The sequence below is a fragment of the Stenotrophomonas sp. GQ19 genome (assembly GCF_059758695.1).
Genome location: NZ_JCAXES010000009.1, coordinates 226,557 through 239,176, shown reverse-complemented (window position 1 = coordinate 239,176; position 12,620 = coordinate 226,557). Strand labels below are relative to the sequence as shown.

At 67.3% G+C, this 12,620-nt stretch carries 12 protein-coding genes; 2 read left to right on the top strand and 10 right to left on the bottom strand.

The features are described from left to right. Positions 1–64: 64 nt before the first annotated feature. From AC6CHL_RS16830 to AC6CHL_RS16815, 4 genes are all read right to left on the bottom strand, one after another. The gene (locus AC6CHL_RS16830; protein WP_038691306.1) at positions 65–700 is read right to left on the bottom strand and encodes a superoxide dismutase family protein; all 636 of its coding nucleotides are present in this window, start codon (positions 698–700) and stop codon (positions 65–67) included. Positions 701–750: 50 nt separating this feature from the next. Next, positions 751–1,317, bottom strand: coding sequence for a superoxide dismutase family protein (locus tag AC6CHL_RS16825; RefSeq protein WP_498295430.1), 567 nt, complete (start codon positions 1,315–1,317; stop codon positions 751–753). 92 nt (positions 1,318–1,409) lie between these two features. Continuing rightward, positions 1,410–2,858 (bottom strand): nitrogen regulation protein NR(I), encoded by a 1,449-nt coding sequence (gene ntrC, locus AC6CHL_RS16820; protein ID WP_498295428.1) that lies wholly within the window; start codon positions 2,856–2,858, stop codon positions 1,410–1,412. Beyond that, entirely contained in the window at positions 2,848–3,921 is a 1,074-nt protein-coding gene (locus AC6CHL_RS16815; protein ID WP_498295426.1) for a two-component system sensor histidine kinase NtrB, read from the bottom strand. The genes ntrC and AC6CHL_RS16815 overlap by 11 nt, the downstream gene beginning before the upstream one ends. A gap of 467 nt (positions 3,922–4,388) precedes the next feature. Here AC6CHL_RS16815 and AC6CHL_RS16810 point away from each other — a divergent pair, with 467 nt between their 5' ends. Next, complete coding sequence (locus AC6CHL_RS16810) at positions 4,389–5,429, top strand: hypothetical protein (protein ID WP_498295424.1); 1,041 nt, start codon at positions 4,389–4,391, stop codon at positions 5,427–5,429. A gap of 227 nt (positions 5,430–5,656) precedes the next feature. After that, positions 5,657–6,721: a PoNe immunity protein domain-containing protein gene (locus AC6CHL_RS16805; protein ID WP_498295422.1), complete on the top strand. Its 1,065-nt coding sequence runs from the start codon at positions 5,657–5,659 to the stop codon at positions 6,719–6,721. A 132-nt stretch (positions 6,722–6,853) separates the two neighbouring features. On the opposite strand, the gene AC6CHL_RS16800 is transcribed toward AC6CHL_RS16805, so the two are convergent. The 6 genes from AC6CHL_RS16800 to AC6CHL_RS16775 form a co-directional block, all read right to left on the bottom strand. Then, positions 6,854–7,336 (bottom strand): hypothetical protein, encoded by a 483-nt coding sequence (locus tag AC6CHL_RS16800; RefSeq protein ID WP_498295421.1) that lies wholly within the window; start codon positions 7,334–7,336, stop codon positions 6,854–6,856. A gap of 6 nt (positions 7,337–7,342) precedes the next feature. Beyond that, positions 7,343–7,693 (bottom strand): VOC family protein, encoded by a 351-nt coding sequence (locus AC6CHL_RS16795; RefSeq protein ID WP_498295420.1) that lies wholly within the window; start codon positions 7,691–7,693, stop codon positions 7,343–7,345. A gap of 81 nt (positions 7,694–7,774) precedes the next feature. Beyond that, positions 7,775–8,680 carry an NAD(P)/FAD-dependent oxidoreductase gene (locus tag AC6CHL_RS16790; protein WP_498295419.1) on the bottom strand — a complete coding sequence of 302 codons (906 nt, stop codon included), beginning with the start codon at positions 8,678–8,680 and terminating at the stop codon, positions 7,775–7,777. A 92-nt stretch (positions 8,681–8,772) separates the two neighbouring features. Further along, the gene (mltA, locus tag AC6CHL_RS16785; protein WP_498295417.1) at positions 8,773–9,924 is read right to left on the bottom strand and encodes a murein transglycosylase A; all 1,152 of its coding nucleotides are present in this window, start codon (positions 9,922–9,924) and stop codon (positions 8,773–8,775) included. 314 nt (positions 9,925–10,238) lie between these two features. Beyond that, entirely contained in the window at positions 10,239–10,979 is a 741-nt protein-coding gene (locus tag AC6CHL_RS16780) for an N-acetylmuramoyl-L-alanine amidase (protein ID WP_498295415.1), read from the bottom strand. A gap of 187 nt (positions 10,980–11,166) precedes the next feature. Next, positions 11,167–12,603 (bottom strand): ammonium transporter, encoded by a 1,437-nt coding sequence (locus AC6CHL_RS16775; protein WP_498295414.1) that lies wholly within the window; start codon positions 12,601–12,603, stop codon positions 11,167–11,169. Positions 12,604–12,620: the final 17 nt, after the last annotated feature.

The following is a 12,620-nucleotide window of genomic DNA, read 5'->3' as shown; positions in this document are numbered from 1 at the left end:
CTACGCGCGCGTTCCAAAAAAAACGCCGGCAATCGCCGGCGTTTTTCGTTCTGCACCGCGTCGGTTACGGCGCGGCCTTGATCACCGCACAGGCCAGGCGCGCACCGGCGTTGCCGGTCGGCTGGGTCTTGTAGTCGTCCGCGTCGGCGTGGACGATCAGGCCACGACCAATGATGTCGAAATCATCGCCCTTGCCGATGTTGACGTTGGTGGACACATCCGCGTCGACCACGGCGTTGCCCTGGGCGTCGGCCTTGATGTTGGGCATGTCGCCGCCGTGGTGCGGGGTGGCGGCCACGCTGCCGTGGTCTTCCTTGCCCGGGTTGAAGTGACCGCCGGCGCTGGCGCCGTCCGGTGCGCTGCAATCGCCCTTCTCGTGGATGTGGAAGCCGTGCTCGGTGTTGGGCTTGAGGCCGCTGACCTCGCCCTTCACATGCACCTTGCCGTCCACCACGCTGAAGGTGACGTTGCCCTTGACGGTGCTGTCCTTGGTGGGGGCCAGTTCGGCGGCGGCGCCGTGGTTGGCGTGCGCTTCGCTGGTCATGGCCGGCGGTGCGTCGGGGGTGGATTCGGCGGTCGGCTGGGCGGCCGTGGCTTCAGCCGCCGGGGTCGCTTCGGGGGTGGTGTCGGCCGGCTTGTTGCAAGCGGTCAGGCCGAGCGCGGCGATGGCGGCGAACAGCGAGGTGTGGATCAGGCGCATGTGGAACTCCTTGCGGGTAGCGATGGAAAAAGCGGCGTCGGGCTGCGCGATCAGCGCGTGACCCGGATGACGCCGCAGGCGATTCTGGCGCCGGCATTGCCGGCGGGCTGGCTGCGGTAATCGTCGGCGTTGGCATGCACCACCAGTGCACGCCCGGCGATATCGGTGGCTGCGCCGCCGCCAAGGGTAACCGCTGGCAGGCGCACATCCACGTTGGCACGTCCCTGCGCATCGGCGCGCAGGTTGTCCATGTCGCCGGCGTGGTGCGCGCCGGCGCTGTTGCGACCATGCGGCTGCGCGCCCGGGTTGAAATGTCCGCCCGCGCTGCTGGCATCCACCGCGCTGCAATCGCCGCGCTCATGCACGTGGAACGCTGCCGTCTGCAACGGCTGCAGGCCACCGATGACGCCGGTGATGTGCACGCCCTGCGCGTCGGGCACCAACGCCAGGCGGCCACTGACCAGGCTGGCCGACGCCGATGACAGGTTGGCTTCGGCCATCTTGGCCGTGCTCACCAGCGGCACCGGCGGGGCAGTGGGGCGCGGTGGCGGCGTGCTGCCGCAGGCGGCCAGGCCGAGGACAACCGCTGCACCGAGGACGATGGAAGAACTGCGCATGGAAAACTCCTTGGTTGCAAACTAACGACGTGCTCGTCCACACACCATGAAAGCGGCACGGACGCCGTGCACACATGCCGTGGACATCTGGTTCATCCGCCTCGACGGCGCCCGGCGCCGAGTTTGCGGGTCAGGGTGTTGCGGCCCATGCCCAGGCGCGCGGCCGCTTCGGCGCGGCGCCCGTGGGTGATCTGCAGGGCCGCTTCCAGTAGTGCCTGGTCCACCCGGTCGCGCACCTGCGCGTGCAGGCCCTCGGCCCCTTCGGCCAGACGTTGGCGCGCCCAGGCCGACAGCAGGGTTTCCCACTGGCCCGGATCGCCTGCCGCGCGGGTGCGCGGACCACCGCCGCGATGCAGCGCGCTGTCCACATCGGCCACCCCGATGGTGTCCGAGGCGGCCAGGGCCGCCATGCGCCAGCACACGTTCTCCAGCTCGCGTACGTTGCCGGGCCAGTCATGTTCGCGCAGCGCCTGCAGCGCGGCCGCGGTGAGCCGCTTGGGCGGCGTATCCAGCTTGCGCACCGCCGCGGCCAGGAAGGTATCGGCCAACTGGGTGATGTCGTCGCGACGCTCGCGCAGCGGCGGCAGGCGCAGCCGCACCACGTCCAGCCGGTGCAGCAGGTCGGCGCGGAAGCGGCCCTGTGCCACCAGCGACTCCAGGTCCTGGTGGGTCGCGGCGATCACGCGCACGTCGACCCGGATCAGCTCGCGCCCGCCCACGCGGAAGAACTCGCCCTCGGCCAGCACACGCAGCAGCCGCGTCTGCAGCGGCAGCGGCATGTCGCCGATCTCATCGAGGAACAAGGTGCCGCCGTTGGCCTGCTCGAAGCGGCCCACGTGGCGCCGTTGCGCACCGGTGAACGCGCCGGCCTCGTGGCCGAACAGTTCGCTCTCCAGCAGTTCGGAGGGAATGGCCGCGGTATTTAGCGCGACGAACGGCCCCTGCACGCGCGGCGACTCGTGGTGCAGCGCATGCGCCACCAGCTCCTTGCCGGTGCCGGTTTCGCCGTTGATCAGCACCGACAGCGGCGCCTGCGCCAGCCGCCCGATCGCGCGGAACAGCGCGCGCATGGCCGGGGTGTCGCCCACCAGCTGTGGGCGCTGGTCGGGCATGGGCTCCACCGCAACCGGTGCCGGCGCATCGGCCAGCGCATCGGGCGCGGGCAACACGCGCTGGGCCAGCGCCACCGCATCGTCGAGGTCGAATGGTTTGGACAGGAATTCCTGCGCACCGCCGCGGAACGCGCCGGCGGTGCTGGCCACGTCGGTATAGGCCGACATTACGATCACCGGCAGCTGCGGGTGCGCGGCCTTGAGCTTGTCCAGCAACACCAGGCCATCGTCGCCGGGCATGCGCACATCGGTGAACAGCAGGTCCGGTGGCGGCTGGGTGTCGAGCATGCCCAGCGCCGAAGCGGCGCCGTCGAAGCCCTCCACGCGGTAGCCGGCATCGCGCAGCGCGGTGCACAGCACGAAGCGGACCGCGCGGTCATCGTCGACCACCCAGACGCGCTGGGCGGTGCTGTCGGTGTCATCCGCCATGGGCGGCCTCCTCGGCGGGCGTGCCGTGGCCGATCGGCAGCAGCACGGTAAAGACGGTATGCCCCGGTCGGGAACGGTAGGTCAGCGTGCCGCGGTGTTCGCGCGCCACCTGCTGGGCCAGCGCCAAGCCCAGCCCGGTGCCTTCGGCGCGACCGCTCACCAGCGGCAGGAACAGGTGCTCGGCCAGCTGCTCGGGTACGCCGCGGCCGTCGTCGGCGATCTCCAGGCGCAGCGCCAGCGGGTGCACCTGGTCGCCGATGCGCACACCGTGCTCTACCCGGGTGCGCAGGGTCACGCTGCCGGCGCCGGCCTGGATCGCGTTGCGCACCAGGTTCCACACCGCCTGGGTCAGGCGGTCGCCATCGCCGTCGAATTCGGGAATGCTGGGGTCGTAGTCGCGCTGCAGCCGCACCGCCCAGCCGCCTTCGCTTTCGGCCAGGCGCAGCACGCGCTCCAGCGAGGCGTGGATGTTGAGCGGCGCGTGCGGCGCGGCCGGGGCCGGCGACAGCAGTTGTTCGAGCAGACCGTTGAGGCGCTCGATCTCCGAGCCGATCAACTCGATCAGCTCGCGCTCGTCCGGGTCGCGCTCATCGGGGGCCCGCTGCGCATTGCGCTTGGCCAGCAGTTGGGCCGCGCCCTTCAGCCCCGCCAGTGGATTGCGCAGCTCGTGGGCCAGGCCTTTGAGCGCCGCACTGAGCGCGCTGGGCAGGGCCTGGGTCGGGTCCAGCCCGGGGAACTCGTCCACCGGATGCGCTTCGAGCAGCCACCCGCCTTCGTCCCACCGGCTCAGCCAGCCTTCGGCGAAACGCGGCGCGTCGCCCGGCAAGGCCAGGGCCAGCCGATGCAGACGCAAGGTGTCGCGCTCATCACGGGCCAGGAAGTGCGCCAGCGCCTCGCCCTGCACCTCCAGCGAGGCCAGCGGCTGGCCAATCAAGCGGCGCACGCTGACGCCCAGCCAGCGGGCGAACGCCGGGTTGCAGCCCACCACGCGGCCACTGGCGTCGGCCCAGGCAACCGGGGTTCCCAGGACGTCGAGGGCGGGAGGCGCTAGTACGGAGGTCATTGCACCAATGTAGTGCAAAAGCGAAGGGGGTTGAATCACAAACAGCGGGCAACCGGGGACGACACCGTGTCTCACGCGCCTCCATTCATCCTGGTCCGCCGGCCGGGGTAGAGCCGACCGTTGGTCGGCTGCTCCAGGTCCCATGTCGGGAAGATCCCCGAAGCACAGTTGGATCAGCGGCGCGAGCCCTGTTTACGCCACGTGACCTATTTACAATTGTGTGAGGCGTTGCTTGGCGGCATTGCCACGGTCACCACCGACCCGCCCAAGCGCAGTGGCGTAGCGGACGGTCGATAGCCGCGTATATCTGTTTCGACACAACGAGAGGAAGCATGCGCCCCCTAGTTGAGAGCATTCACTCACTTCGCCTCACGCACGTTGACGATCACGGTCACGACCGTCTTCCATCTCACGGGCCGGCAGTAGCCGTTCGGGATCGGTTGCTGGTTTCAGACCCTGATGGCCGCATGTTTGATGTAGTCGGATTGCCACACCAGCCGGTGCTGGTGCTTTACGGCGACCTGGGCTACAACTTTTCTCCCGATCTTTCCTCTTTCAGCCGCAATGCTGCCCAGACGCATGCGCTTGCCAAGGCCTGGTGTCGACAAACCAGATGCTTTGTCTTTCGGCTTTTCTCGGAAGACAAACGCACATGGACAACGCTGACCGCTCCACCTCCAGGCTGCGACGGCGCCCCGTTGACCGACGCTGTGCTGGGTGCCTGGGTCGGCGATGAGATTGTGGTGTTTTCCGTTCGGCCGCGATTCGGCCGCATCCTGCCGGAGGCCCTTTTCTGGAGCCGATACAACCGGGATGGCGAGATGATCGCAGGCAAACAACTGCTGCTGGCCTCCGAGAGAGGGTGGAGGTCGTTCACGGAAAGGGACGTGTTCTGGTCAGCGGCTGCGGGTGATCGTGTCATCGCGTACGCATGGAACAGGTTTTTTGCACTCGATGGTGCGGGCGTTACCGAGCTGCCCGCGCCAAGAGGGGTTGGCCCGGTACAGGCCCACGCTCCGTCCGGGGTCTGCGATGGAAGCATCCTGCTGTTCTCCCATACGGATGCTCATGACGAGGCATTCCTTTACGACATCGATCTGATGGATTGGAGTAGCAGCCGTCAAGATGTTTCTGCGCTGCTGAGAGGGCCACGTGGCTCAAGCGCCCGCTGGATGCCGGCGCAGGTGAACGTGGTACTGCTGCGTGACGACTGGGTTCTGCTGGATACCCATGACGGCGATCCCCTGAACCGCGTTGCCTGCTGGCTCTGGGAGCGGTCCACGAATCGAGCGTGGGGCGTACCCATGAAGGATGTTGGCGGACGGTACGGGCTCACCTTCGACTATGTTGCCTCGTGCGACCGCTTCATCGCCAGTGACCGCAATGAGATCGCAGTCAGCCGAGCATTTGAGGAGATAGTCAGAGATCTTCGGGCTGCGCCCGCGAAGGCGAAGATTCTTCCAGGACCCATCGTCGGTCCAGATAGCAGCTCAGATGGGCTGCCTTGATGTTCTCCAACATGATGCCGCTCCTGGGCGCTTTCGTCAGCAGCGCTGACCTGATCCTCGCTGTCTTCAGCACATGAAGCGAGAGTGGATTGCCCTGCCGCGGTCTCTTCCGCAATCGGTTGCGTGAGCGGAGAAGCTAGCAGGCGGTCGCGCGCCTGTAGCTGCAGTCTTCATGCTCCGTGCGACATTCATTCTGCCCATAGCATTCTTCTGGAGCGACAACTTGCATGACCCTCTCCATGCCTGATTGGCAACAGTGGTTCGCCTGGAAAGTCTCGGAGGCCGATTTTGATCGGCGGCGCGAGCCGTACCTACGCTATGCCACGTATCCGCAATTGTTTGACGAGCACCTTGGCGGCGTTGCCATGGTCACAACGGATCTTCCGAAGCACATGCTGAAGGCGCGTGCCGGGGGACGTATGACATCCACTCGACGAAGACTCTGGAGCACCTTGGATTGGATGAGTCTGCAGTATTCAGCAGGCGCTTCTGTGCAGCAGTGGGCTGAAGTGTGGCCTCACGCGCTGGAGTGGGCTGAAGAGTACGGCAAGCTCCATGCCGCGTATCACGCTTCAGCGGAGAACTCCTCCGGCGATATCACCCCGCACGTGTCACTGGTGTCCGAGGAATACTGGATCGTTGCTCTACGTCTGGTGTGCTTCGGTCTGTTGACCGGCCATGCCGCGCGGATGCCGCAGGTCATGAAGGTCCTGGACTACGCCAATGCCGACCTGGAAACTTACGACGGTCTACTGGAGCGGTTGGTTGCTCCGTACGTCAGTGGGCGCCCGACGCCACCTGACACTGCTACACGCCACCTTCCGTATTGCAAGCTGTTCAAGGTGTTCGCCGCACAACCTGAGCAGCGACCTACCCTGATGGCGACGTATCTGGACGAGTGGTACCACGCCAGTCGTCGCGAGCCGTACGTAAACCAGCACGGCGAGGGCGACGTAGACTTCTACGGGTATTGGTCCTGGGAAGCCGCCGCCACCACGGTGGCGCTGGGCATCGACGACAGCAGCTACCGGGACATGGCCTTTTACCCCAAGGATCTGGCCGACTTTGCCCGGGCACTTGCTGCCGATGTTACCGCACAGGCGGAAGCCGCCCCCGAACGAGTACCCGCCGACGAAGCTGTCCCCAGGAGTGGGTGGTGGTACACCCCGGCGAAGGTCGACTCACGCCGCTACTTCAAACAGGGTGAGGTGTTCCCGCAGATCGTGAATTCGGATTACGGCGACACGTTCTGGATATGGGATCGGGATCAGACGCCGCGGACGTTGATTTGAGATCGGGCGCTTCCCGCCAACCAGCACTTCGCGTTCGTCAATTGCGTTGCCTGATCCGTTGAGGAAGAGGGTGTGGAGGATCGGCGTGGTTCGGGTGCAGGATGCCAACGGCCCTGAAAGATGCGAGATCTGTCAGGCAGCGGACGAGTACCGCTCAAGTGTCTCAACAAGGTCAGCTTCAAATCCCGCAGCGGTACCAAAGATGCCATTGGCTACCAGCACCCGTTCGACATCGAGACCGTCGAAGGCGTAGTAGACCTCCGCGGGAAGCCGGGCAGTGCTTGCTACCCGCATGGCAGTGAGGGATGCTTCGTGCGCTGAAAGCCCACCCGACCGGAACTGCACCAGCAGCTCCCGTAAAAGCCAGCGGCCAGCGGTTTGCCAATCCGCGTCACCCGTAGCGGCCTGCAGCGCGTCCATGGCCGCATTGCGGTCACGCGCCGTGGCAATCTCGATGATCTCGATGGTCGGCGCGTCGCGGGCGTCGATCCTGGCGTATGCCCATTCCTTGCTGGCATCCACGTGCAGGATGTCCAGCGCCAGGCCCGTCCAGATGAAGGCGCAGGCAGTGGCGTCATCGGCGGTGTCCAGGCACGTCGGATACGTCGCGTCCATGACGAGCTACGCGTGCTGCAGAATGTTGACCAACCGCCCGAATGGGTCGCGCACGTAGAACCGTCGCACGCCCCAGGGTTCGCGGGTCGGCCCGTAGACCAGTGGAATGCCCGCTGCCTTCACCCTGCGCAGCGCTTCCTCCAGGTCATCCACCTCCACGGACAGGTCGGGCACGTCAGTCCCCGAGCCGCCCTCCTGCGCAACGCTGAGCTGGACGGTCATGTGGCTCGGGCTGGCATAGGTACGGATCCAGCCATGGTCCATCGCCAGCTCCAGACCGAGGATGTCCCGGTAGAACCGATCGGCGAGCGTGGGGTCTTCGGTGCGGATGTTGGCGATGATGCGTTTGACCTGCATGGACGTTCCCTTCCATTTTTTTGTCGGCCGGACATGCGCGGTTGCAGGGGCCGCTTGCGCGAATGTAGCGCCAATGGCCCCTCAGTCCAGCAGACCCACCAGCGAATGATGCACGGCCACGCCCGCCAGCGCGCCCTCGCCGACCGACAGCGCGATGTTGCCCGCCATGCGGGCCGCGTCGCCGCAGGCGAACACGCCTTCCACGGTGGTCTGCTTGGCCGAATCGGCGGTGATGCAGCCGGCGTCCTGCAACTCACACCCCAACTGCTGGGCCAAGTCGCAGGACAGGCGTGACACCGGGGCGACGAACAGCGCATCGGTGACGACGCGGCGGCCATCGGTCAGCACGACGGTGGCCTGCTCATCCACGCGCAGCACAGGCGTCGTTTCGATGACCACGCCACACGCGTCCAGCCGCGCCTTCTGCGCCGGATCGATGCGCGCGGCATCGCTGCAGAACAGGGTGACATTGCCCCAGTCGCACAGCAGCAGCGCCTGCCCTGCCCCGCCGTCATCGGAGCAGCCGACGACCCCGATGCGGCCTTCCTGCAGCTCATAGCCGTGGCAATACGGGCAGTGCAGCACGCTCCTGCCCCAGCGCTCGGCGAGACCGTCGATGGCGGGCAGCGTATCGGTGACGCCGTAGGCAAGAATCAGCCGGCGAGCTGAAAAGCGCTGGCCGCCTTCGCAGTGGATGTCGAAGCGCTTGCCGCCGCCCAGGACCTCGGCACGTGTGGCGCGCCCGGTGAGCCAGGCCAGGGTGGGATAGCGCATCAGTTCGCCACGCGACTGCGCGGCGATCTCGGCCGGGGCCATGCCTTCGCGGCCCAGAAAGCCATGGGCGACCACCGCGTTGCGATTGCGCGGGGTGCCGCTGTCGATCACCAGCACGCTGCGCCGGGCCCGCACCAGTTGCAGGGCCGCGGACATGCCGGCATAGCTGCCGCCCACGATGATGACGTCGAAACGGTCGGGGAATGCGCTCATTGAGTCGAGTCACCTTGCCAGGAAGCATCCGCAACGGGATGCGAACGGCGAGCATAGGACCGGTGCGTGAAGCAGGCCTCACGCACCGGTCCCTACTCCGCCTTCGGCAACGCCGCGCCCTTGGGCCACAGCATCCAGATGAAGCCCTTCTGTTTCATGTCACCGGCCAGCTTGCCAGCGGCGTCGCCGGTGCCCCAGAACAGGTCGGCACGCACCTCGCCGGCAATCGCGCCGCCGGTGTCCTGCGCGGCCACCGGGCGCACCACTGCGCTGCCGTCCGGGCGCGTGGTGGACAGCCACAGCAGGCTGCCCAGCGGCACCACGTTGCGGTCCACCGCGACGCTGTAGCCGGCGGTGAGCGGCACGTTCAACGAACCGCGCGGGCCTTCGTCGCCGTCGGGGCCCTTGGTGAAGAACACATAGCTGGGATTGCTGGCCAGCAGCTCGGGCACGCGGGCCGGATGCGCGATGGCCCAGGCACGGATGGCGTCCATGGTGACGTCGTCCTTTTTCAGCTCGCCCTGCTCCACCAGCCAGCGCCCGATGGGGCGGTAGGGGTGGCCGTTCTGGTCGGCGTAGGCAATGCGCAGGTGGCGGCCGTCGGCCAGCACGATGCGGCCCGAGCCCTGGATCTGCAGGAACTGCAGGTCCATCGGGTGGGTGAGCCAGGCCAGCACCGGTGCCTTGACGCCCTGCGCGGCGATCGTCGCGGCATCGTCGTAGGGCTTGAGCACGCGGCCGTCGACGCGGCCGCGCAGGCGCTTGCCCTTGAGTTCGGGGTAGAGGCTGTCCAGCTGCACGCTGACCATGTCGCCGGGCACGCCGTAGACCGGCACGGTGGCCTGCGCGGTGCGGGTCAGGCTGCCGGGGTAGATAGGTTCGTAGTAGCCGGTGATCAGGCCATCAGCGCGGTTGCCGGCGGCGCGTAACGCGTAAACGTCCAGGCGCTCCTGCAGGAACTGGCGGATGGCAGCCGGCGTGGTGTCGACCGTCGCTGCCGCCGTGCAGGTGGATGCCCAGGTGGTGTCGGTCTTCAGGCGCGGGCAACTGCTGCGCCACGCGGCGAAGCCGGCCTGCAGGTCAGCATCGGAGACGGCGGGCAACGCGGTCCAGGCGGCCTTGACGTAGGTGTTGCCGGGCGCGCTGGGGCGCTGCGGGGACACGGCGCAGCTGGTCAGCAGCGCCAGGCCCATGAGCAGTGCCGCCGGAAGTCGGCATGCGGCGGTGAGGCGTGTGATCGTCATGGGCGAGGGTCCTGAAATGGTAGAGCCGACCGTTGGTCGGCTGGCGGTGCTGAAAATCGTAGCGCCGACCGTTGGTCGGCTGACGCAGCTGGAATCGTAGCGCCGACCGTTGGCCGGCTGATGCGGCTGGAATCGTAGCGCCGACCGTTGGTCGGCTGGCGGTGCGACCACGCGCGGTGTGTGAGGGAGAGCAGCCGACCAACGGTCGGCTCTACCGGTTCACGGGTGCGCATGAGGGCCAGTGCCACAGGACGTCGGCATGCGGCGGTGAGGCGTGTGATCGTCATGGCGGTGGTCCTGGGATCGCGCGGCCGTTATGGCATCTGGCGCAGCAGCGAATGCAGGATGCGGGCGTCTTCGGCATCCAGTGTGGCGGGCAGGTCATCGCGGCCGCGGAAGCGGCGATGGAATGCGCCGACGGCGGCATCGCGGTCGTCCAGCGGGTAGCCGAAGGTCCGCAGCGCCAGGTACGCATCGAATCCTGCCGGTGCGGCGCCGTCGCTGTCGCGCGGCCACACGCCGAAGCCGGCCTGGGCCAGCTGCTGCCATGGGAAGAAGCGGCTGGGGTCCTGCTTGCGGGTGGGCGCGAGGTCGGCATGACCGATGACCTGCGTGCGCGGAATGCGCAGGCGCGTGCACAGGTCGTCCAGCAGGCGGATCACGGCGTCGATCTGCGCGGGCGCGAACGGGGTGTCGCCGTCGTTGTCGATCTCGATGCCGATCGAGGCCGAATTGAGGTCGGTGATGGTGCCCCAGCGGCCCGGGCCGGCATGCCAGGCGCGGCGGTCGTCGCCCACCAGTTGGTAGATGTGGCCGTCGGCACCGACCAGATAGTGCGCGCTGACTTTGCCCCCGCTGTTGGCGCTGCGCAGGGTGTCCAGGCTTTCCTGGACCGAGTGCTGGTCGGTGTGGTGCAGCACGATGATGACCGGGCTGCGCGCGTTGTAGTTGGGCGATGGCACCCAGCTGGCGAGTGGGCTGCGAATGCCGGTGCTGGCGCACGCAGCGAGCAGCAGGCAGGCGAACAGCGGCAGTACGGTGCGGATGGGGCGCATGCCTGCATTGTGCGGGATTCTGCGCGCGGGTGCTGGCGGGGCCGTTGAACAAGAAAAAGCCGGCGACCCGAAGGCCGCCGGCGAAGGTACTGCGTCTCTCTCGTTTCTTGTTTGGTGCGTTGCCGGGTAGCGCCCGGCGTTACGTTGGCTGGTTGCCGGGCAGAGCCCGGCATTACGTTGCGGGCGATCAGGCCTCGTAGGCGGATTCGCCGTGCGAGGTGACGTCCAGGCCGGTGCGCTCGGCTTCTTCGGTGACGCGCAGGCCGAACACCATGCGGACCACCAGCAGGATCACCGCGGTGACCACGGCGCACCAGACGATGGTGAAGCCGACGCTGACCAGCTGCACCCAGACCTGGTGGCCGATGTCGAGATCGGCCTTGGTGCCGCCCAGCGACTGGGCGCTGAACACGCCGGTGAGCAACGCGCCGACGATGCCGCCGATGCCGTGCACGCCGAACACGTCGGCGGTGTCATCCACGCGCAGCAGGCGCTTGAGACCGGTCACGCCCCACACGCAGACCACGCCGGCCACCAGGCCGATCACGATCGCGCCCAGCGGACCCACGGTGCCGCAGGCCGGGGTGATGCCGACCAGGCCGGCCACCGCGCCGGACGCCGCGCCCAGGGCCGACGGCTTGCCCTTGCTCACCGCTTCCACCAGCGTCCAGCCCAGCACCGCCGCGGCAGTGGCCAGGATGGTGTTGAGGAAGGCCAGCGACGCCACGGTGTCGGCGGCGGCGGCCGAGCCGGCGTTGAAGCCGAACCAGCCCACCCACAGCAGCATCGCGCCGATGTAGGTAAACGGTACGTTGTGCGGCTTCAGCGCGGTCTGGCCGTAGCCGATGCGCTTGCCGACGAAGTACGCGCCGACCAGGCCGGCCACGCCCGCATTGATGTGAACCACGGTGCCACCGGCGAAGTCGATCGCGCCCATCGCCCCCAGGTAACCGCCGCCCCACACGATGTGGGCCATCGGGATGTAGCTCAGGGTGAACCACAGCGCGGAGAACAGCAGCACTGCCTTGAACTTGATGCGCTCGGCGAAGGCACCGACGATCAGCGCGGTGGTGATGCCGGCAAACGTCGACTGGAAGGCAACGAACAGATAGTCGGGCAGGCCCTTGATCGGGGTGTTGCCGACCGAGTCGGGGCTGAAGCCCTTGAGGAAGGCGAACTCGGTGAAGGAGCCGAAGAAGGCGTTGCCTTCACTGAACACCGCGCTGTAGCCGTAGGCCACCCACAGGATCAGGATCAGCGAGAACACCACCAGGATCTGGCTGAGGATGGACAGCACGTTCTTGGAACGCACCAGGCCGCCATAGAACAAGGCCAGGCCGGGTACCACCATCAACAGCACCAGCAGGGTGGAGGTGAGCATCCAGGCCACGTCGCCGTGATCGAAGCTGGGCGCGGCAGCGGCGGCAGCTTCGGCGGCCGGCGCGGTCGGCGCGGCGGCAACGGGCAACGGCTCGACCGCGACGGTCTCCGACGGTGCCGGGGTGACCTGCGCCTGGGCCTGCGCGGTGCTGGAGAACGCGCCAACGGCCAGTGCGCTGACCAGCATCAACAGGCACACGGCATGGAACCGGGCTTGCCACCCGGTGAACAAAGAGGTCTTCATTGTGGGCTCCGAGTGGG